The organism is Agrobacterium sp. lyk4-40-TYG-31 (assembly GCF_030209855.1).
GTDB classification, from domain to species: Bacteria; Pseudomonadota; Alphaproteobacteria; order Rhizobiales; family Rhizobiaceae; genus Agrobacterium; species Agrobacterium vaccinii.
In genome coordinates this window covers 31,885-53,549 of the sequence record NZ_JARVRE010000006.1, presented here as the reverse complement: position 1 = coordinate 53,549, position 21,665 = coordinate 31,885, and the positions used below count along the sequence as shown (strand labels likewise).

At 57.6% G+C, this 21,665-nt stretch carries 18 protein-coding genes; 5 read left to right on the top strand and 13 right to left on the bottom strand.

The window, feature by feature from the left end:
- Positions 1–27: 27 nt before the first annotated feature.
- Together QRN55_RS14370 and dxr are read right to left on the bottom strand one after the other, a co-directional pair.
- Positions 28–672 (bottom strand): ZinT family metal-binding protein, encoded by a 645-nt coding sequence (locus tag QRN55_RS14370; protein WP_284777225.1) that lies wholly within the window; start codon positions 670–672, stop codon positions 28–30.
- Between the two features lie 185 nt (positions 673–857).
- Entirely contained in the window at positions 858–2,054 is a 1,197-nt protein-coding gene (gene dxr / locus QRN55_RS14365) for a 1-deoxy-D-xylulose-5-phosphate reductoisomerase (protein WP_284777224.1), read from the bottom strand.
- A 228-nt stretch (positions 2,055–2,282) separates the two neighbouring features.
- Between dxr and QRN55_RS14360 the strand changes: the two genes are divergently transcribed.
- Both QRN55_RS14360 and QRN55_RS14355 read left to right on the top strand, forming a co-directional pair.
- Positions 2,283–2,975, top strand: coding sequence for a phosphatase PAP2 family protein (locus QRN55_RS14360; RefSeq protein WP_284777223.1), 693 nt, complete (start codon positions 2,283–2,285; stop codon positions 2,973–2,975).
- Entirely contained in the window at positions 2,972–4,198 is a 1,227-nt protein-coding gene (locus QRN55_RS14355) for an FAD-dependent oxidoreductase (protein ID WP_502871328.1), read from the top strand. The genes QRN55_RS14360 and QRN55_RS14355 overlap by 4 nt, the downstream gene beginning before the upstream one ends.
- Here QRN55_RS14355 and QRN55_RS14350 read toward each other — a convergent pair.
- From QRN55_RS14350 to QRN55_RS14320, 7 genes are all read right to left on the bottom strand, one after another.
- Positions 4,188–5,375, bottom strand: coding sequence for a glycosyltransferase family protein (locus QRN55_RS14350; RefSeq protein ID WP_502871327.1), 1,188 nt, complete (start codon positions 5,373–5,375; stop codon positions 4,188–4,190). The two genes, QRN55_RS14355 and QRN55_RS14350, sit on opposite strands and share 11 nt — an antisense overlap.
- The gene (locus QRN55_RS14345) at positions 5,357–6,604 is read right to left on the bottom strand and encodes a glycosyltransferase family 4 protein (protein ID WP_284777220.1); all 1,248 of its coding nucleotides are present in this window, start codon (positions 6,602–6,604) and stop codon (positions 5,357–5,359) included. Before QRN55_RS14345 ends, QRN55_RS14350 begins: the two co-directional genes overlap by 19 nt.
- 36 nt (positions 6,605–6,640) lie before the next feature.
- Positions 6,641–7,849, bottom strand: coding sequence for a glycosyltransferase family protein (locus QRN55_RS14340; RefSeq protein WP_284777219.1), 1,209 nt, complete (start codon positions 7,847–7,849; stop codon positions 6,641–6,643).
- 70 nt (positions 7,850–7,919) lie between these two features.
- Positions 7,920–9,095, bottom strand: coding sequence for an ABC transporter permease (locus tag QRN55_RS14335; RefSeq protein WP_112499091.1), 1,176 nt, complete (start codon positions 9,093–9,095; stop codon positions 7,920–7,922).
- Positions 9,092–10,090: an ABC transporter permease gene (locus QRN55_RS14330; protein ID WP_111840394.1), complete on the bottom strand. Its 999-nt coding sequence runs from the start codon at positions 10,088–10,090 to the stop codon at positions 9,092–9,094. The genes QRN55_RS14335 and QRN55_RS14330 overlap by 4 nt, the downstream gene beginning before the upstream one ends.
- Before the next feature lies 1 nt (position 10,091).
- Complete coding sequence (locus QRN55_RS14325) at positions 10,092–11,993, bottom strand: ABC transporter substrate-binding protein (protein ID WP_284777218.1); 1,902 nt, start codon at positions 11,991–11,993, stop codon at positions 10,092–10,094.
- Positions 11,990–13,882, bottom strand: a complete 1,893-nt coding sequence (locus QRN55_RS14320; RefSeq protein WP_284777217.1) for an ABC transporter ATP-binding protein — start codon at positions 13,880–13,882, stop codon at positions 11,990–11,992. The genes QRN55_RS14325 and QRN55_RS14320 overlap by 4 nt, the downstream gene beginning before the upstream one ends.
- Positions 13,883–14,081: 199 nt before the next feature.
- On the opposite strand from QRN55_RS14320, the gene QRN55_RS14315 reads away from it, so the two are divergent.
- A complete protein-coding gene (locus QRN55_RS14315; RefSeq protein WP_284777216.1) occupies positions 14,082–15,044 on the top strand; it encodes a glycosyltransferase family 32 protein in 963 nt (320 codons plus the stop codon).
- Here QRN55_RS14315 and QRN55_RS14310 read toward each other — a convergent pair.
- Together QRN55_RS14310 and QRN55_RS14305 are read right to left on the bottom strand one after the other, a co-directional pair.
- Complete coding sequence (locus QRN55_RS14310; RefSeq protein ID WP_284777215.1) at positions 15,036–15,779, bottom strand: polysaccharide deacetylase family protein; 744 nt, start codon at positions 15,777–15,779, stop codon at positions 15,036–15,038. The two genes, QRN55_RS14315 and QRN55_RS14310, sit on opposite strands and share 9 nt — an antisense overlap.
- Entirely contained in the window at positions 15,776–16,873 is a 1,098-nt protein-coding gene (locus tag QRN55_RS14305) for a glycosyltransferase family 4 protein (protein ID WP_284777214.1), read from the bottom strand. The genes QRN55_RS14310 and QRN55_RS14305 overlap by 4 nt, the downstream gene beginning before the upstream one ends.
- Positions 16,874–16,996: 123 nt before the next feature.
- On the opposite strand from QRN55_RS14305, the gene QRN55_RS14300 reads away from it, so the two are divergent.
- On the top strand, positions 16,997–18,337 hold the full coding sequence (locus tag QRN55_RS14300; RefSeq protein WP_284777213.1) for a nucleotide sugar dehydrogenase: 1,341 nt from the start codon (positions 16,997–16,999) through the stop codon (positions 18,335–18,337).
- A gap of 16 nt (positions 18,338–18,353) precedes the next feature.
- A complete protein-coding gene (locus QRN55_RS14295; RefSeq protein ID WP_284777212.1) occupies positions 18,354–18,836 on the top strand; it encodes a class I SAM-dependent methyltransferase in 483 nt (160 codons plus the stop codon).
- A 4-nt stretch (positions 18,837–18,840) separates the two neighbouring features.
- Here QRN55_RS14295 and QRN55_RS14290 read toward each other — a convergent pair whose 3' ends face one another.
- Positions 18,841–20,499 (bottom strand): adenylate/guanylate cyclase domain-containing protein, encoded by a 1,659-nt coding sequence (locus tag QRN55_RS14290; protein WP_284777210.1) that lies wholly within the window; start codon positions 20,497–20,499, stop codon positions 18,841–18,843.
- Between the two features lie 150 nt (positions 20,500–20,649).
- Positions 20,650–21,510, bottom strand: coding sequence for an MBL fold metallo-hydrolase (locus tag QRN55_RS14285; RefSeq protein WP_284777209.1), 861 nt, complete (start codon positions 21,508–21,510; stop codon positions 20,650–20,652).
- Between the last annotated feature and the right edge of the window lie 155 nt (positions 21,511–21,665).

Here is a 21,665-nt window from a genome sequence, read left to right as displayed (position 1 = left end):
GAGCCGCGACCTTTTTTGCTTCGGTGCCTAGTGCTCGTTCATTTCTCGGACGATCTGTTTCGCGCTGAGGGATGCCGGGTAATAGGTCGGCCAGTTGGTGAGTTCACGCAGGACTTCTCCGCGATCATTTCCCCAGTAAAGATGGTAATGGCCAGCTTTCGTCGGCGCGATGGTGTGATCGCTAAACTGAATGAACTGAGGTGCCGCATCATCTCCGCTGCTCTTTTTGAAGACGTAGCGAACGCCGCGATTGCCCTTCTTGTAGGTCAGCACTTCGTGGCCATCCGAAACATAGGTTGCCGCAACGGCCTTGGCTGCACGGTGGAAGGTGACCTTGTCTCCGTCGATGACGATGTGGTCCACATCCGTCTTGTACCCAACCGCGTATTCCTCGCGATATTCCGCAGCGGTCTTATCGCCATGCTCGGCCTTATGTTTCATCACGGCGTCCAGCGATCCGTCGAGAAGATAGGGATAGACTGACTGCCAGTCCCCTTCCCAGTCCGAGAGGTCGCGCGACTTGATCTGCGCATCTTCGAAATAGCCGTTGTAAATGCCTTTCGACTCCTTGGAATGGTCATGGGCGTGGCTGTGTTTGGCGTTTTCTGCGGTTGCTACGGTCGATAGCAGCAACAGCGAGCCGAGGGTGAGAGCGAGAGCTTTTCTGATCATGTAAACGGTCCCTAAAATCACGTGTACTCTCAATGAGAGCTTGTCATGTAATAACATTACAAATGTGATCTAGCGTTAATTCCCTATGGAGGCAACCCGCAGTTCTCAAAGAAAATCGGCGCGGAGATACGACACCTGACCGCGTCTTCTTCCAGCAGCGATCAAATCGACGTTTAGGGAGTTTATCAGGCGGCTTGTTGCATACGCTGGATGACATCATCGGCGTACTGACGCGCTTGCGCGTCTGCGGCCAGTACGTCCTCGATCGTCTCGGCACTTCGCCCGTCATTGATCCTGTCCATGACGGTTTCGACGATATCGGCCATATCCAGAAAGCCGATGCGACCCTCGACGAAAGCATGAAACGCGGTTTCATCCGCCGCGTTCAGCACGGCACCCTGTGCACCGCCGCGCTCCAATGCGGTTCTGGCCAGTCGAAGCGCTGGGAAGCGGCTTTCATCGGGAGCTTCGAAGTCCAGTCGAGCCAGTTTGGCGAAGTCCAGCCGCTCCACGTCGATCTCGCCACGGGACGGATAGGTGAGGGCGTAGGCAATGGCGGTGCGCATATCCGGGCAACCCAATTGGGCAATGACCGATCCATCCGTGTAGGCAACCATCGAGTGGATGATCGATTGCGGATGGATGATGACTTCGATCTGGTCCGGCCTCAGATCGAACAGATATTTTGCCTCGATCATTTCCAGCGCCTTGTTGAACATCGACGCGCTGCCGATGGACACCTTTAAACCCATGGACCAATTGGGGTGAGCGCGGGCGATATCAGCGGTGACGCCTGCCATCTGCTCGCGGGTGAAGGTTCGAAACGGGCCACCTGATGCCGTAAGGACGATCCGCTCCACATTTGCTTTATTGGCTGGCTCCAGGCACTGGAAAATGGCACTGTGTTCGCTATCGACCGGTATCAGCGTGCCGCCGCCCTCCGCAACGGTCCGAATGAAGACGTCGCCTGCCGAAACGAGGCATTCCTTGTTGGCAAGCGCGATATTGGCACCGCGCTGCGCCGCGATCAGCGTTGGCTCAAGGCCCGGTGTGCCAGCGATGGCCGCCATGACCCAGTCGGCGCTCATGCTGGCGGCTTCCCGCAGGCCGCTTCTGCCGGATGCGACATCAATGCCGGTGCCAGCCAGTGCTTCGCGAAGTTCCTGATAATTGTCGTCCTGCGATGTGACGGCAAGCTTGGCACCCAGCGCACGCGCCTGCTCTGCCAGAAGCGCTATGTTCCCGGCACCTGTCAGCGCCATCACCTCGAACCGGTCACGACCGCCGAGCTGGTTTATGACATCCACCGTGCTGGTGCCGATTGACCCGGTGGAACCGAGCACGGTCAATCTGTGTGGGAATGTCGGTTCCGGCTGCTGCATCATGTCGATCCGAATTTGCTTATTTTTCTCTCCCAAGCGTCTACTCGCGAAAGGTGAGCAGAACAAGGAGAAAGCCGGTTGCGACGATATGTGACTGTCACCATGCAGTTCAAAAAGGATTTACGATGGTTCGGGCGTAAAAAAGCTGCGAAGCGTTAAACGGCATGCTTTAGTGCTGTTTGCATTAGCGGTTCGAGATCGCGATGAATGAAGGCAGAGGACTTGTGCATGCGGCGTTTTTTCGTTTCCAGCGGTTGGATTTTCGCAGCGACATTCGTTCTGGTTCTGGTGTTCATTCCGCTTGATCCGTTTCTTTCACAAAAGGCCCAGGCCCTCCCAGGCACCATCGTTGGTTTCAACAAAGCCATCACCGACTTCGGCACCTTCCGCTGGATGCTCTACAGCACCGGTCTGCTCGCCATCGTCGCCTATGTGGCGGCCCGCGTTCTCACCGCTTCGTCCTATGGCAGCCGTATCAAAACCCTCTGGCGGTTGTTGCTGTATTTCTTTTTGACCATCGGCACCGCGAGCGTTCTCGTTCACCTGCTGAAATTCCTGATCGGTCGTGCGCGGCCAGAACTTTTCATGGATATGGGAGCCTACAGCCTGACGCCGTTTACCGGCGACAATCTCTATGAGAGCTTCCCATCGGGACATTCTGCCGCTGCCGGGTCGTTTTTTGGCGCTTTCCTGATGCTGGTGCCGCGTTTTCGCGTCGTCTTTATCGGGCTTGCCCTTATGATCGGCGTATCGCGTGTCATCGTCGGGGCGCATTATCCCAGCGACGTTGCCGCTGGACTGTTGCTGGGCACATGGACGGCCATGGCCTTTGCCTTTATTTTCGCCCGGTCCGAGTGGCTGTTCCGGTATGATGAAAGCGGCTGGCCACATCCCAAGAATGCCCCACCCTCGAATCGATGAGAGAGACGCCTGTGGACACCACCATCAAGACGACGATTGCGATTTCCGGTGGCGGGCCTGCGGGCATGATGCTGAGTCTGCTTCTGGCGCGGGCAAATGTCGATGTCGTGGTGGTGGAGAAGCACAGCGATTTCCTGCGTGATTTTCGTGGCGATACGATCCATCCCTCCACACTCGACATCATCGAACAACTTGGTTTCATCAGGGAGTTTCTGGCCCTGCCGCACACGCGGGCGGAAAAGCTGCATGCGGAAATCGGTGCCCGAAACATCACAATTGCCGACTTTTCCTGGCTGCCGGTCAAACACAAATTCATAGCCTTCATGCCGCAATGGGATTTCCTGAACTTTCTCGCAGGCAAGGCTGGCCAGTTCGAGAATTTTCGGCTGCTGATGAATGCACCCGTCATGGACCTTGTACAGCAGGCAGGCAAAGTGTCCGGCCTTCGCGTCGAGACGCCAGAGGGTCCTCTGACCATCGAGGCTGATTTGGTTGTCGGGGCCGATGGTCGCAATTCCATCATTCGGGAAAAGGCCGGACTGGAAATCCAGCGTTTCGGTGTCCCGACTGAAGTGGTGTGGATGCGGCTTTCCAAACAGCCAGGTGATCCCAATGAAACCATGGGTCATGCAGGCCCCCAGCAGGGTTTCGTGCTGATCGATCGGGGCGATTACTGGCAGTGCGGCTTTGTGGTTCGCAAGGGAACGTTCGCCGATCTGAAGGCAAAAGGGCTGGAAGCCTTCCGTGCACGCGTCGCAGATGTCTGCCCGTTGCCACCAGATCGTCTGCTGGAGATTCGAAGTTGGGATGATGCGAGCCTGCTAACGGTTCGTATCGACCGGTTGAAGCAATGGTGGAGGCCGGGCGTGATCTGCATCGGAGACGCCGCCCATGCCATGTCGCCCATCGGTGGCGTCGGGGTCAATCTGGCCATTCAGGATGCCGTGGCGGTCGCCAATGTGCTTATACCGCTTCTGGGGTCAGGTCGGTTGATCAGCGATGCCGATCTCGCTGCCATCGAGAAGCGCCGGTCGTTCCCGACGCGCGCTATACAGCGTCTGCAATTGATGATGCGCAGCCGCAACAGGCAGGATCAGGCCGACGCGAAGCGATCCAAGGGGCCGCCTGCTTTCGTGCTTGCGATCATGCGTTTTCCGCTGCTGGCGCATCTCGCCGGTCGTTTGATCGGTCTTGGGTTGCGGCGCGAGAAGCTCAGATATTGAGCCTGTCGAATTCCCGTTCTTCGTAAAGACGGCGCAGAATTCTCGCCGTTCCCTGCGCGCCATCCAAATCGAGATCGACACGATCAGGCTCCGGCAAATCCAAGGCGGCATTGATGGCCTGCGCCATCGTGTCAGGCGAAATTGCGCTCTCTTCCAGAACGTGGGCGAGCCCCAGTTTCGCGAGGCGGGACGCGCGCGCGCCTTGCTCCGTCTCTCCACCGGCGGCGAAAGGGATGAGCAGCGAGCGGCATTTCGCCTGCAATATATCGCAGACCGTATTGTAGCCCGCCTGTGAAATGGAAAGCTGGGCGCCCGACAACAGGCTGGCGAAATCCTTCCGAAACCGGAAAACGGAAACGCCATCGCCAGCCCGTGCCGAAATCTCCTCGAAATCAGCCTTGGGCATGTTGGGCCCGGTGATCAGGCACCAGCTTTTGACGCGGTCGATTTTGGGTGCAGCGTCGAGTGCCGCGCGGATCAGCGCAGAGCCAACAGCCCCGCCGCCTGCGGAAACAACGACATCGAAACGCTCCTGTGGCGGGGATGGCTTTGCAGGCGCGACGAGACCCGTATAGATCACGCGCTGGCTGATCTTGTCAGCAAGCGGGAATGTGTCTTCCAGTCGCACGAATGTCGGATCACCGTGCACCAGAACGGCATCGAAGTGCTTCTTGACGAGGGAGATCGTCTCTTCGTCCCGACCGGGCTTGGCGCGCTCCTGCAGAATATCTCGCAGCGACGTCATGACCAGCGGTCGTTGGGCGCTGTGCTCGATGGAGCTCAACAATGGCATGAGTTCAAAGCGCACCTGCCGTCTTCCAAAGGGGAAGGCTTCGATGATGACGATATCAGGTCGTGTGCCCTGATAGGCGCCCAGAAGCATGCTGGCGCGGTTATCCTTGAAGGTATCGTCAACAGGCTGTCCGGTCGCATCCACCAGCCCGGAAAAACTGCCATCGCTGACCGCAATCGGCGGCAGCTCGATATGGCGTATACCCTCGCCGGGAAATCCGGGCACCGGTGTTCCACCCGTCACCATGGTCACATCGAAACCGTCGGCCACGAGCGCTGCGGCAACCCTGCTGGCGCGGGCGATGTGGCCTATTCCGAGAAGGTGCTGAACGTAGAAGAAGACACGCGGTGCGGATTTTTTGCCGGTCAAGGGCTCTTCTCCCATTCTTGCTCAAACAGTGCCTTCAGTTCGGTGATGCTGTTGCGGTGGTCGAACGATGTGCGCACGCGCTGCTCGGCGGCATGACCCAGCCGCGAGCGCAGGGCGGGATCGGAGATTGCCGTCGCCAGTGCCTGCGAGAAGGCGGATGGATCGTCGGGTGCAGTCAGAAGGCCGTTTTCACCATCGACGAAGAATTCGGGAATGCCCGATATATTGGTGGAAATACAGGCAAGGTTCTGGCTTGCGGCTTCCACCAGCACATTGGGCAATCCGTCCCGGTCGCCATCGCTAGTGATACGGCAGGCAAGCGCGAACAGATCGGCCTGCCGGTAATGGTCCAGAACCTGTGTCTGGTCCATTGCGCCTCTCCACACGACGCGGTCGGAAATGCCGAGTTCGTCGGCAATAGGCTTCAGCTTCGCAAGCTCGTCACCGCCGCCAATATGGGTGAAATGCCAGTGAAGGGAGGGGGGCAGTGCAGCCAGTGCCCGCAGCAGAATATCAATACCCTTTTTCCTCACCGCCCGCCCGACGCTCAGAATACGGACGGGATCTGACGCGTCGGAGCCATCGCGTTGAACGCGTGGGCCTTCAAAATGCGGAAACCGCGTCAGGTCGAGACCGTGATAGCTGAGGTGTACACGCGATTTGTCGGCAGCAAGATTTTGCAGATGCCGGAATCCGCTCGCGGTGCAGGTCACGGCCCATTTCGCACTGTCCAGCTTGTGGCTCAAATCCCGGTCGCTGGATGTCCAGATGTCTTTAGCGTGGGCGGAAATCGTCCAGGAAATATCGGTGATGAGGTGCGTGTAAGCGGCAACCGATGCCGGTGTGTGGATGAAATGCACATGCAGCCACCCGCCATCATCAGGCCACTCGTGGGCCAGAACCGCAGCCTGCCCGAAGCGCCGGAAGCGGTTGCGCGACACGTCATGGCGCAGGTCATGGAAAAACTGTCGCAAAGCTCTGCCGAAGCCGGGTTTTTTCCGGCAGGCCCAGAGTGCCGTCAGAACGCGTATCGGTTCTTCGTGCAAATACTCAGGCAGATAGGAAACGCTGGCGCGGATTTCGTCATGCACGGGATGGCGCTTCTTGTCCGTCGGGCGGCGCATGGAGACGAGCTCCAGCTCCAGCCCGGCTTTCTCAAGGCCCAGCAATTCCTGCGCAATGAAAGTTTCCGAAAGGCGTGGATAGCCCTTCAGAAGAACCAGAATTTTCTTTTTGGCGGTCACGATATGCGTGCCTCTCTCAGTCTCGGCGACTGGCAATCAGGCGGTGGCGGGCAACGCGGTCTGGGCGTCATCCGGCTGCAACCACTCGGCAATCCGTTTGGAAATGTTTTCCAACCCGTCGAGTTTGAGGTTTCTACCGTTGGCCGATGGTGGCGCGCGTTTCAGGAGGTCTTTGAGCGCCTGCGCCATACACAACGGATTTTCGGCTTCCTCCGGCAACAGCATGTCGAAGAGGCCGAGGTCCGAAGCGCGGGTCGCCCGGATCAATTGTTCTTCACGCGGCACAATGCGCGGAACGATCAGTGCCGGTTTGTCGAAGGACAGGATTTCGCAGACTGTGTTGTAGCCGCCCATGGACACGACGGCTTTCGCACCGGCGACGATGTCCTCCATGCGGTTATCGAATTCGATGATTTCGATATACGGAATGTCGGAGGTGTTCTGCATGAATCGCTGGCGCTGCTCGCCCGGCATATAGGGGCCGAGCACGATCAACGCCTTCTGTGTCAGTTCCGGGTCGGATTTATAGGCATTGATGACATCGTCGATCAGTTCACTGCCGTCACCACCGCCACCGGTCGTCACCAGAATGTAATCACCGTCGGCACGCTGAGACGGGTTTTCCGACTGCGTTTTCGAGCGCTGGAGAAATCCGACGAAATCCATCTTGTCACGGACTTTCTGCGGCACATCGAGACCGAGAAGCGGATCGTGAAAATCGGGCGGGCCATAGACCCAGACGTGGTCGTAATAGCGTTCGATCTTGCTCAGCACATCGTTGCGCTTCCACTCGGCTTCCAGAAGCTGGGGCGCATCCATGACATCCCTAAGGCCGATGACCAGCTTGGTGCCCTTGTTCTTCAGATAGGTGAGTGTCTCTTCCACCTCGCCGCGCAGACCCATCGGCTCCTTGTCGACGATGAAGATATCCGGCTGGAAGCTTTCGGCGGTGTGATAGATGATCGAGCGGCGCATCTTCAGCGTTTCCTGAAGATCGATATGGCGGTCCAGTGAAGTATATTCGCCGTTTCTCAGCTTGATGACGCTGGGAATTTTAACGAAATCGACCCGGGCACGGTAGTCGAATGCCCCGGCAATCGTTGCGCCCGAGATGATCAGCACGTTCAGGCCGCGATAATCCTCCACCAGGGCGTGGGCAATGGTGCGGCATCTGCGCAGATGGCCGAGCCCGAAGGAATCGTGGCTATACATGAGGATGCGGGCGTCGTTCAGACGAGTGCTCACTTGCTGCACCTCTTGTCCATGCTGCGGCTGTTCGTCTTGGCGGGTCGATGTATCAATGGATCGTCCGTGGTTATTTGAAAGGGTCTGCCGCATCACGTAGTCCATCGCCGAAGAAATTAAAGGCCAATATGACAAGTACCACAGGTACGGTTGGCAAAAGCAGCCATGGATACAGGGCGATCACGCTGACGCTTCTCGCTTCTGTGAGCAGAATGCCCCAACTTGTGATCGGTGGACGCAGGCCGAGACCAAGGAAACTCAGCGCCGTCTCGCCCAGAATCATGCCGGGTATCGTCAATGTTGCAGACGCGATGAGGTGTGACATAAAGCCGGGAATGAGGTGCCGTCCGATGATGCGCGGCGTGCTGGCACCCATCAGTTGTGCCGCCAGCACATAGTCTTCCTCGCGCAGCGCAAGCAGTTTGGAGCGCACCGCACGGGCAAGCCCGGTCCAATCTAGGAGACCCAGAATGATGGTGATACCGAGATAGACGAGGATCGGGCTCCACGTAACCGGCATGATGGCCGCCAGCGCCAGCCAGAGCGGTATGCTGGGGATCGATTGCAACACTTCGATGATGCGTTGAACGATGAGATCGAAGATGCCGCCGCGATAACCGGCAAGGCCACCGATCACGATACCGAGAACAAAGCTCATGGCAACGCCCAGCAGGCCGATCGTCAGCGAAATACGTGCGCCGTAGATGATGCGGGACAGGACATCGCGACCCAGACGGTCGGTTCCCAGAAGATACATCTCGCCACCCTGTGCCGGGCAGACCAGATGCACATTGCTGTCGAACAGGCCCCAGAAACGGTAATCATCACCACGGCAGAAGAAACGCAGCTTCTGCACATCGGTCGGAACATCCGAATAGACGCGGCGCAGGTTTTCCATGTCGAGGCTCATCGACCGTCCGTAGACGAACGGACCGACGAACTGGCCATCGTGAAACAGATGGATCGCCTGTGGTGGCGCATAGATGTTTTCGACGTTGCGTGTGTGCAGATTATAGGGTGCCAGAAACTCGCAGATCAGGATCGACAGATAAACGAACAGCAGGAACGCGCCAGAATAGAGAGCAAGCTTGTGCTGGCGAAACTGCCACCACATAAGCTTGAACTGCGATGCCTTGCTGAAGGCAGCGAGCCCCGATGTTGTCGGTTCCACGAGATTGGGATCGAAAGGTGCCGTCGATACGTAGTGCGGCAGGGCCTCGCCGGGTTTTGGAAGGGACGTGGTCATTTGATGTTACCACCTCCAAAGCGGATACGCGGATCGAGAATGGCAAGGGCAATGTCGGAGATGAGCACGCCGATCACCGTCAGGAATGCGAGGAACATCAGGAAGGAGCCTGCCAGATACATGTCCTGACTTTGCAGCGCACGGATCAGCATCGGACCCGTCGTTTCCAGGGACAGGACGACAGCGGTGATTTCCGCGCCGGAGATGATCGCTGGCAGGATGGAGCCGATATCCGATATGAAGAAATTCAGTGCCATGCGCAGCGGATATTTCGTCAGTACCTTGAACGGATGGAGGCCCTTTGCGCGGGCGGTGACGACATATTGCTTCTGCAACTCGTCCAGAAGGTTGGCGCGCAAGCGGCGGATCATGCCCGCCGTTCCTGCCGTGCCGATGATGAGAACAGGTATCCAGAGATGCTCCAGAATGGACTTGAACTTTGCCCAGCTCATCGCCTGATTCAGATACTCGCGGTCCATCAGGTGGCCGATGGAGGTGCCGAACCAGATGTTGGCGAAATACATCAGGATCAGCGCCAGCATGAAATTGGGTATGGCAATGCCCAGCAGGCCGAGGAACGTCAGGCCGTAGTCGCCCCAGCTGTATTTGTGGGTCGCCGAATAGATGCCGATGGGAAACGCGATGATCCATGTCACGATGATGGTGACGAAGGACACCAGCATAGTCAGCCACAGACGGTCGCCCACCACCTCGTTGACGGGCAGCTGGTACTCGAACGAGAAGCCGAAGTCGCCGACGAGCATGCCGGTTGCCCAACGGAAATACCGGATCGGGGCTGGCTGGTCGAAGCCATATCGCACGCGCAGGTCTTCGATTTCCTGAAGGTTGGCTGTCTCGCCCATTGCTCGCATTTCGGCGACGTAGCTTTCGAAGTAGTCACCAGGCGGCAATTCGATGATGGTGAAAACCAGCATCGAGATCAAAATGAGCGTCGGGATCATCACGAGCAGGCGCCCTAGAATATATCTGAGCATGTCATGCGTCTCCGTCGTACCAGAACGCGTCTGGCATATAGACACCGAGATAGGAGGTGGGTTCGAAGCCGTAGAGCCCCTTTTCCGGCACGTTGCGCATTTTCGCCGTGTGGACGATTGGCTGAAGCGCGCTGTTGACGATGCCGATGGAAAAGACCTGCTGCGAATACAGCGACAGCATTTCAAGCCAGATGTCCCGGCGCTCTTCATCGGTCACGCTGATGCGCCACTTCTTCAACAGCGCAAGCAACTGGCTTGCTTCCGCCAGATCCGGTGGTTTGCCTTCGCGACCGCCCGAGAGGTAATGCACGCCCCACACCGGCCATTGAAGCTGATCGTCACCCGTGGGCGCAAGCCCGGCAGGCAGCATGTCCGGTGTTGGAACGGCATTGTCCATGCCGAACCAGACCGACATCATGACCTCGCCACCCATGGCGCGCTTGCGGAACACGTCGCGCTGCGTGGGCCTGCTGGACAGGGATATGCCGATCTTGCGCCAGTGGTCGGTCACCAGTTCCAGCACATCGGTTTCCAGCGTGCTTTCGCCTGAAGTTTCAACGATGATGTGAGCGGGCCGCCCATCGGACAACAGGCGCACACCCCGGTCATTGCGGTTCGTCAGCCCCAGCTCGTCCAGCAGCGCATTCGCCATGGCAGGATTGAAATCGGCCCAGGCTTTTGCAAATTCCGGTCTGAAAAGCGAACTCTCCGGCAACACCGTATCGGCGCTTTCTTTGGCCAGCCCGTAGAAACAGACCATGTTGATCTCGTGCCTGTCGATGCCTATCGACAAAGCGCGGCGCATGCGCACGTCGCGGAACAGGTTGCGCCAGACGTCGTCACCGCAATTGAGGTTTGGCAGCAGGCAGACACGCGATCCCTGGCTGCGCTTCCACAAATTCACCTTCAAAGGAAAACGGTCTTCGGCATCCTTGAGGTAGGTGTAGTCGTTGAAATCGAGCCCCATGAACTGGAGGTCGCTGTCGCCCGATGCCGTTTTGGCGGCGATGATTTCCGATGACGTCACATTGAGCAGGAATCGGTCCAGATAAGGCAGTTGAAGCCCATTTTCATCGACCCGGTGGTAATATGGATTGCGCTCGAAAATGAACTGTTCGGCTGGCGGTGCCGTTACGTTGCGCCACGCATCCAATGTCGGAAGATCAGGGTTTTCCGGGCGCACCTGTCGCGACATTTTGATGTGCAGGCTGCTCCAATCCTCGACCTTGTTCTTCTTCATGAATTTCGCAAGCTTCTCCGCCGTCTGATATTTGGCGTGGAACTGCTTCATATAGGCTGCGGGCAGAGAAATGCGCGCGGGTGAGGCGCCTGCCAGTTTCGCCAGAAAGTCGGGGTTGGGGCCTTCCCAAGTGTAGCGAACCGTCAGGCGGTCGATAACCTCGACCACAGGCGGCTTGTTGTAGACCAGCAACTCGATGGGCGGACCGCCCTTGTGTATTTCAAGGTTCAGCGCCACGTCTTCCCAGAAATATCGGAAGTCTTCGGTGGTGAAATCACTGCCGTCGGACCATTTGTGACCGTCGCGCAGTTTCAGCGTGAAGACGCGCTCATCATCGACCGTATAGCTTTCGAGAATATCCGGTTGGAAATTGAACTGCTCGTCGTAACCCACCAGTCGGGCGTAACTGTTGATCGGCATCAGCCTGATATCGCGCTGACCGCCAATCAGCATACGGACCGACCCACCGTGCTTGCCCGGTTGGCGCCCAAGATTTTGCATGTTCATGACGCGGGGATTTTTGGGCAGTCTTTGATCGATGGGCGGCAGATCGCCCTTGTCGCGCTTGTCCTTGAAGAAATCGGCATCGGTATAAGCAGCCAGGGCCTTCCACGGGGCGAAAACGGAAGCCAGCAGTGCAAGTGTTGTGCGGCGCGTGATCACGAGCGTAACTCCGCTACATCGACATTTCCATTGGCCAGCACCAGATGTCCACCGCCGAGATCGGCTGTGATCAAGCCACCGTCATCGCTGTCACGGAACTGTTTGCCCCAGTCGAATTTACCGGTAGCGCTGATCTTGGCGATGGTGCTGAAATCCAGCGGTCTGTCCAGGTCAGGGAACGGTACGGCAGCCAGCAGGGATTTCGTATAGGGATGGACGGGATGACGCATCAGCGTCTCACGCGGTGCCAGTTCCACGATCTTGCCCTCACACATCACCGCCACGCGGTCCGCCATATAATCCACCACAGCCAGATTGTGGGAAATGAACAGATAGGTCAGGCCGAGGTCCTTTTGCAAATCCTTCAGCAGATTGAGGATTTGCGCCTGCACGGACACATCGAGTGCAGATACCGGCTCGTCGCAGATGAGCAGCTCCGGCCCTAGCGTCAGGGCTCTGGCAATGCCGATGCGCTGGCGCTGGCCACCGGAAAAACTGTGCGGATAGCGGTTGAGCGCGCTTTCCCCCAAACCGATGGCCTTCAGGAGATTGCGGACTTTCTCGGCGCGGTATTTCGCATCTCCACGACCATGGATTTCGAGAGGCTCGCTCAGAATATTGCTGATCGTCATGCGCGGCGACAGAGATGATATCGGGTCCTGAAATACCATCTGGATTTTGGTGCGCAATTCGCGCAGATCGTCTTTTTTCGCATCCAGAACGTCAATGTCGCCATTGCGGCTGTGGAAGGTGATGGAGCCTTCATCCGGGCGGACGGCCCGCATCAGAATTTTGCTGACGGTGGTCTTGCCACTGCCGCTTTCGCCCACCAGGCCAAGACACTCGCCACGCAGAATATCGAAGCTCACGCCGTCCACGGCTTTGGTGGCGCTGGATTTGCGGGAGGTGAACCAGCTCGATTTGCGGGTGGTGTAGGTCTTGCTGACATTTTTGACGCTGAGAAGAACGCCTTGTGCCTTGTCGACCGTCGCCGATTTCTTGCCGATGAGGCTTTCCTTGTCGACGATGACTTCACGCAGCGCCTTCAGCCGCTCGCCCGGCTTCATGTCGAAATGCGGAACCGCTGCCATCAGGCCCTTGAGATATGGGTGCGACGGCGAGCGGAAGATTTCGCTTACCGGTCCTGCTTCCATGATCTCTCCCTGATAGATCACTGCGACCTCATCGGCGATGTTGGCGACGACGCCGAGATCGTGGGTAATCAGCAGCATGCCCATATTGAGACGGCTTTGCAGGTCGCGCAGCAGCTTGAGGATTTGCGCCTGAATGGTGACATCGAGCGCCGTTGTCGGCTCGTCAGCAATCAGAAGGGCAGGTCGGCAAATGAGCGCCATGGCGATCATGGCGCGCTGACGCATGCCGCCCGACAGTTCGAATGGGTACATCGTGCAAATCTTAACCGGATTGGAGAAGCCGACGAGGTCGAGCGTCTCCTCCATTTTTTCCTGCCGCTCTTTCGGCGTCAGCACCGAATGAATGCGCAAGGCTTCATCGATCTGGTTGCCGACCGTGTGGAGTGGGGAAAACGATGTCATCGGCTCCTGAAAAATCAGACCGATGCGGTTGCCCCGGATGGCGCGCATCGGCTTGCCGTCCTGTTCTAGTCGCAGCAAATCCACCGGCTCCTTGCCGGGACGCGCGGGATCAGAAAACAGCACGCGGCCTTTGACGCTCGCGGTGCGTGGCTGAATGCCCATGATGGTTTGACCGATGACGGATTTGCCGGAGCCGGATTCGCCGACGAGTGCGGTAACTTTGCCGGGCAAAATACGCAGGCTGGTGTTCCTGACGGCATCGATCTTTCCGCCCATCAGAGAGAACGAAACCTGCAGGTCTTCAATGCGAAGCAGATCGGCGCCTGAACTCATGCCAAGGGTGTCCTCACCGTTTTCTTATTTTGCTGTGGCATGTATTTAAGGGCCATCAAAATTTACGTTATCGTAGGCCTTTAGTTCTGTCTATGCTCCTGAAACATCGAAAATATCAGGAAGTTCCAAAGCGGTCGGCCTTGCGTAGAAACGTCTATTTCGCAGATATGTCTTGGTGATGAATATCTAAGGAGCTGTGATGCCCGAGAAGGCCTATTTCGACGAAATGCTGGCACGTGCCAGACGGGCAATCAAGCAGGCGAATTTCGAGGACGCCCGCGATATTCTCGGGCAGCTTTCGCAGGCGAAAGAGCAGCGCTTGATGGGTGAGAAAACGGCTCTCGGTTTGCCACGCAAGCTTCACTCGGCCTTTCTGCGGCTGGCCAAGGCGCAAGGCGATGCGGTCACGAAAACCGGCTACCAATATCTGCTGGTGCCGCCACCTGACGTGTTTGAACCCTATAGCCGTTTTTCGCTCGAAGACCGGCGCCAGATCGCCGCCAAAAACCGGGAGCCGATCCCGAAAATTCTCAATCAGATATGGATTGGCGACAGGCAAGTCCCGGTATCGACCAAAGCCTGGGCTGCCCACGCCGCCCACCACGGTCTTGATTATCGCCTGTGGCGTGAGGCCGATCTTGAAGCCGCCGGGATTCTGGCTCACCCCATTTTTGCGCGCATGCTGGCTGATGGCGATTATCCCGGTGCCGTCGACGTTGCGCGCTACATCATTTTGCATGCGTTCGGTGGTATCTATCTGGATTGTGATTTTTACCCGGCGCGTGACGATATCAGCTTCAGCGACGTCCTGCCGATGATCGGGCTAACGGCCTTTGGCGAGGATGTTCCGCGCCAGACCGGAAAGGGCAGTATCTTCCTGGCCAACTCGTTCATAGCAACGCCGCCGGGACACCCTGTTTTCAAGCGCATGCTGGACGCGTTTCCCGAAATCTTCGAACGACTGCCGAGAGCACCGGCCTGGTGGGCAACGGGTCCGCTCATTTTCACCGTCGTTGCACGCGCGGGTTCGGTCTGTCTCGCAGGCGGCGATTTTGTTGCGGGCCACGTGCCCGACAGGTCTCCTCTCAGCGAGGTCGAAGCGATCAGGGCAGGCAGCGATGAAAATGGCGATGGCTTGCTGATCGCCTGGAAATCATGGTGAGATGCCAGCAAGCCACTGGCGCGAAGACCGCCAGCGGCAACCGGGGTGATCGGCGGTCAGCGAAAACAGGCGTTGAAGAAACGCCCAAACGCTCTCGTCGTGGTCAAGATGATGGGTGAGGATGCCGGTCATTCCACCCGTCGCCCGCGCTTCCCGCATCCGTTTCGCCGTTTCGGCAAACAGCAGATCATGGTCTTTGCCACCCCGCGTCCCGCGCCAGTCGATGACATCGACATGGGTGTTCAAGAGGGGGAATACGCTGCTTTTTTCAGGACCGTAGACCGACAGAGCTCTAAACCCGATTTGCGGTAACACGGCGATCACCGCGTCATCAATGCGGTTCCATGGTGGCACGAGCATGGGCACGAAGCGCGTTTCATGTAGCGAGGTCAGCTTGTCGAATCCTCGGCTCAGATCGTCTATGACAGCGTTGAGTGGCCTGTGCAGTCCAAGTTCGCGTTTTTTCTCCGCGGGGGTAGCGTGGTTGCGATGCGCCCAGCCATGAACTGCAACATCGATACCGGCGGTCTGCGCGAGGCGATGGGCCAGCGATGTATCTGTGGGCTCGGGAATAACCGCGATTGTCATGGGAACAGAAAATTCAGCCGAAAGGGCAAGCAGACGGTCAAGCTCTGCGCTTGAATGCGTGGCATCGTCATCCCGCAGCCAGAGATCGGCGACAACATCTTGGCTGGCAAACTCATCCAGTGTGTCGAGCAGCAGTCTTTCCGTCATAATATCTGCTCCGGCAGGTTTGTGAGGATGTCGTTCAACGTGGCCGCCGCCTTTTCGAGCGAGCGTTCTTCCGTCGCAAACTGGCGTGCCTTGCGTGCCATGTCCCGGCGCAGATCATGCCGCGTCAGCAGTGTCGTGATGGCATCTGCATAGCCGTTGATATCTCCTGACGCTGTTAATAGACCGGTCTCGCCCTCTCGCACAACCTCTGGAACCCCCGCGATATTCTCTGCGATAACCGGCAGGCCAGCCGCCTGCGCCTCCAGATAAGCGAGGCCATAGGCTTCGCCATGGCCGGGCCAGACGTAAAGCGATGAGCGCGACAGAATGTCTGCGACGTCGGTCGGATTTTGCTCGCCTTGCCAGACGATTCGGTGGGGATCGAAGGTTTCGAAAAGACGCTGCACCGCATCACGCTCCGGGCCATCGCCCACAATATCCAGGGTCCAGTCCAAATCCTGTGGCAAAAGAGCAAGGGCGCTGGCCAGTGCCTGATAGCTGCTGAACTTGTCACCGGAACGCATCATCGCCACCGTGACGAGATGGTTGTCCTTCGGAGTTGGAGCTGTTTTGACGAATCTGGAGGCGTCGATGAAGGGAGGGAGCATGGTACATGCGAGGTCTGGATCGGCTTGGATGAGCCCATCGCGGTCCCGGCGTGTGAAACAGATATTCACAGCGGCAAAACGCAGATCGTCGAGAAGTTCTGCCTGTGTATCGGCCCAGCCCGAAGTGTTGCGTCTCTCTGAATAGGACGCTTCGGCGGTGACGTAGGGCAATCCAAAGTGTTTACACAGGTCCGGTCCCAGAAGGTCCCGCGCTTTGTAATAGGGGTGGTAGCAAAACCAGATGTCCGGCCTGCCATTCGCTCGCCAATCGGCGATAATTCGTTCTTTCTCAGCACTGGCCGCCAGCCGCAGTGAGGCGTGGCCATCGCCGTCCGGCTCGCGCAAAAAGCTGCGTAACTCCGAGACGATGGTCACCTCATGCCCGCAAAGCTGCATCGCCTTGATCAGAAGGCGTGACATCAAACGGTCGCCGGATGGCACCGGATGATGTGGCGATTTCAGCGGTGCATAGAATGTGATTTTCATCGTCGTGTTGTGCGGTGCGACTGCGCGTCTCGTCAATGGGAATTTGGCCGCGTCAACCTTGACACTGTGTTGGTTCTCGCCCAACTGAAGGGCATGTTTTTCATGCGCGGAGCGCAATCAGCTTTGACTTCCTCTTCAAACGCACAGCAACTTCTTGATCTGATCCAATCTAAAAAGGCGAAGGCCGGTGTTATCGGCCTCGGCTACGTCGGCCTGCCGCTTGCGATGACCATCGCCCGTTCCGGCTTCGAGGTCGTGGGTTTCGATATCGATCCGGGCAAGATCACGGCCATCGATGCGGGCGTAAGCTACATCGAGGCCGTTCCACACGATGTTTTGAACGGCGCGTGCGCTGACGGCCTGTTCACCGCGACCTGCGACTTTGCCAAGCTTGGCGAGTGCGATGTGATCGCGATCTGCGTGCCGACACCGTTGACGAAATATCGCGATCCCGATCTGTCCTATGTCGAAAACACCTGCCGTGAAATCGCCGCCACACTGCGCCCCGGGCAATTGATCGTTCTCGAATCGACCACCTATCCCGGCACCACGGATGGCATCGTCAAATCCATTCTGGAAAAGACCGGGCTTCGGTCCGCCACGGATTTCTTCCTCGGCTTTTCTCCAGAACGGGAAGACCCCGGAAATCGTGATTTCCAGACCTCGACCATTCCGAAAGTGGTGGCGGGCGACGGTGAGGATGCGGGCCAGTTGATGACGGCTTTTTACGGCGCAGTCGTCAAGACCGTTGTACCTGTGTCGACCAACGCTACGGCAGAGGCCGTGAAGATTACCGAAAACGTCTTTCGGGCTGTCAACATCGCGCTCGTCAACGAGTTGAAGGTGGTCTACGAAGCGATGGGCATCGATATTTGGGAAGTTATCGATGCGGCAAAGACAAAGCCGTTCGGTTTCATGCCGTTTTATCCGGGCCCGGGCCTTGGCGGCCACTGCATTCCGATCGATCCCTTTTATCTCACGTGGAAATCCCGCGAATATGAACTGCCGACGCGCTTCATAGAGCTTGCCGGGCAGATCAATACCGGCATGCCGCGCCATATCGTCGGTCGGCTGGCAGAGGCGCTCGATATCCATCGCGGCAAGGCATTGAGCCGCTCGAAGGTTCTGATCGTCGGTCTTGCCTACAAGAAGAACGTCCCTGATATCAGAGAAAGCCCGTCGCTGAAGCTGATCGAGCTCATCAAGGAACGCAGCGGCCAGCCGTCCTACTATGATCCCTACGTTTCAGAGATTCCAAAGACGCGTGAGTATGGCGATCTCTTGGGCATGAAGTCCGTGACGTGGGACGCACAGACGATTGGCGGTTTCGATGCCGTTCTCATCGCAACCGATCACGACGACATCGACTACCAAAGCCTCAGCGAATGGGCACCCTTGATCATCGATACGCGCAACGCCTTTGCCCGACGCGGCATCGTCGCAAGCCACATCATCAAAGCCTGACGGAAGTATTCGACAGATGAGCAGACTGGACAGCTTCATTCGCCGCCTGACGGCGCAGCGCGATATCCTCAACCACGTGCACGCCGATCTCGATCTACCGGCGCAAGGTGCGGTGATGGAGATAGGGCTTGGCAACGGGCGGACCTTCAACCATCTGCGCGAGCTGTTCCCGGACCGCCGCATCGTCGCTTTCGACCGCGCGATGGGCGCCCATGCGTCCTCCGTGCCGGATGAAAAGGATCTGGTCATTGGCGAGATCGCCGAGACAGCGCAGGCCTATGTCGGGATCGAGGCATCGTTGGTGCACGCGGATATCGGCACGGGGTACCCGGAAAAGGATGCGGTGACATTGACATGGCTGCCGCAACTGGTTGCGGGAATGCTCGCCAAGGGTGGGGTGGCCGTCTCGGGGCTTCCGTTGGCAGATAAGAGCCTAAACCCCATTCCTGTTCCGGCCTCGGTACCGGAAGACCGGTATTTTCTCTACCGCAAGGTCTAGGCGCCTATAAAAACAGCTGGCTTTCCGCCTGTGAGATCAGGAAAACCTTCATCTGCGAGCTCTTGCCGCGGATGGGGATGGTCCTGCTTTGTAAGAGTGCCGCGTCGTGGCCGGATTGCGCCAACACCGGTTCCGACACCACGATATCAGTGCCGAATTCCTTGGCCGCACTTTCCAGCCTGCTTGCCACATTGACAGTATCGCCAATGGCCGTCAGCGTCTTCGCTGCGCCGTAGCCCATGACGCCGACGATGGACGGTCCTGCGTGAATGCCGACGACGACATGCAGCTTGACGGCAAACTGCTTTTCCAGTTCCTCATTCAATGTCTCTATGTTGCGCAAGATAAGAGCCGCCGCTTTCAGCGCATCTCGGCTCGCCGTGCTGCCGTTGCCATCCAGCCCGAACAAGGCCATTGCGCCATCACCGATGAACTTGTCCAGTCTGCCGCCAGCCTGCTCGACCGCCTGACCGACAACGGTGAAATAGCGGTTAAGCAGAAACACCATGTCATAGGGCAGCCGCGCTTCAGACAGCGCCGTGAAACTGCGCAGATCGCAGAACATGACTGCGATTTCCTCTTCGCGACCGGGACGGATGGTTTCGCCGCTGGCCGGGATGTCGCTTTGCTGCTTGGAGGCCAGCAGCAAAGCCACGCGAAGATTATATTTGGGCCGTAACTGGCAACCGAGGCGAACGTCAGAATCGGCATGGATACGCTGGAGGGTGGCTCTTTCCATCGTGGACGGCTCCGGCAACGGTCCATCTGTTCCAACGATGCGCACGCGACACGTGGAGCAGCGCCCTTTTCCGCCACAGGCGGAAAAATGCGAGACATCACCAAACCGGCTGGCTTCGAGTATGCTCAGCCCAGCGGGTGCGCGGACCAGCGCTCCGTGGTCGTAGCGGATTTCGAACGAGCTCGATCTCTGCCGCCAGCTGCGTGCGCCGCGCAGGGCAAACATCAGCAGAATGGAGCTGCCAAAGATCACTTTCAACGTGCCGGTAAACAAATCGACTGTCGCATCCATCTCAGCTTGATGGGGCCTGACAGGACGAGGCAGGGGCGGGTTAATTTCCATAATGCGGCCTGCATCGCTGAAGCCCAGCAAGGCCAGAATGGGAAGCAAAACCGCGATCGTGAGAAGACAGGGCGAAATTTTCCTGTACCAGTCGCGGTAGCGCAACCAGAAAAACACGCCCAGACAACCATGCGCCCAAATCAGAACCAGCGCGATGCTGTGACGCAACCCCAGTGTGGGATTGCGTATCCAGTAATTATAGATGACGGTGTCGTAGCCGATATCGACATCGTAGAGCATCCGTGCCAGCCGAATGCCGCTCGCGTGATCGATGATCAGATAGGGTATGACGAGGCCGATAATGATCTGCAATGCTTCGCGCAGCGGCATTTTAAGCGAGCGTCGGACATAGATCGCGCGCAGAACCAGCGCGATATGGGTGAGGACAGAGCCGTAAAGAACAAGGCTGCTCAGCGGGTTGAGCCAGACGAGCGTAAACCAGGCGCGCCCATATTCCGCCGCGTCGATCGAGATCAATGCGAGCGCGTGATTGGACAGGTGGGTAAAAACGAAGGTCAGCATGATGAGGCCGGACAGCAATCGTGCACGTCTGAGCGACGTTTCCGACACGATGTTCACCATGCTTGCTGTCTCCGATTGGCTCGCTTATTTGCCTCGGGCGCATGACCAGGGGAGACGGCCCCGCCAATTGCCTTTCATGGCTATACGTCAATGCTGCGAAAAGCAGAAGAGATCAAGGATCACGTCATCGGCATTCGTGAGGCTAGGCGCTTACAGCTCTATCGTCTGGCCATCACGCGCAGCAAAGATACCGTCGAATTCCTTGCGGGCATCGGCGTCGATGACATCGAGCTCGTCATCGGTGCGAAATGGCGCGTGATGGATCAGGCCGACGCTCTTTGCATTGGCCTGCTTTGCGAGAAGAACGGCCTGTTGCCATGACGAGTGGCCATAGCCCCGGTAGGTTTCCATCTCCGCATCGGTGAAGCTGGCATCGTAGAGAAACAGGTCGACATTATCGATCAGCTTCAGAACGGATTTGTCGAGCTTGCCATTTTCATGTTCGGTGTCGGTAATGATTGCGAAACTACGACCCTGCCAGTCGATGCGGTAACCGATGGCATTGCCGGGGTGGTTCAGCATGCCTGTGGTGATATTGAGATCAGGATGAACAGCGAGCACGTCGCCAGCCTTGAAATCCTTTGTGACGATCTGGGCGCAGCAAATGTCGAGAGGAGCGGGGAACCACGGCGGGCTCATGAATTCGTTCAGCATTTCGCGCGTCGTCTTCTGCCCGGCGAGGTGGCCGGACCAAATGCGGACGTCATTCTCGCGATTGAAGAATGGCTTGAAATAGGGGAAGCCGACAATGTGGTCGTAATGGCAGTGGGAAAAGAACATATTGACGTCGCCAATGCCTTCGGCCTTCAAGGCCTGACCGGCGGGTAACAGGCCTGATCCTGCATCGAACAGCAAGACGTGTTTTCCGCATCTCACTTCGATGCAGATCGTGTTGCCGCCGTACTTTCGGAACTTGTCTCCCGAGACGGGAAGCGTCCCCCGTGCTCCCCAAATCTTAACCCGAAATTCCTGTTTTTCGTCCCGACTCAAATCGTCGGAATGCAACGCCATGACACACCCCAATTTACCACGTACACCCGAACTATCCTCCGGTAGGTGTCGTGTTATCTTTCTTGTCCTTGCCCCAAATTCCCGGAGGAGATATTCGCCTCCGCCTTTAGTCCACTCAGCATTTCAGTTTTATTACAGAAGCACCACTTTTATTT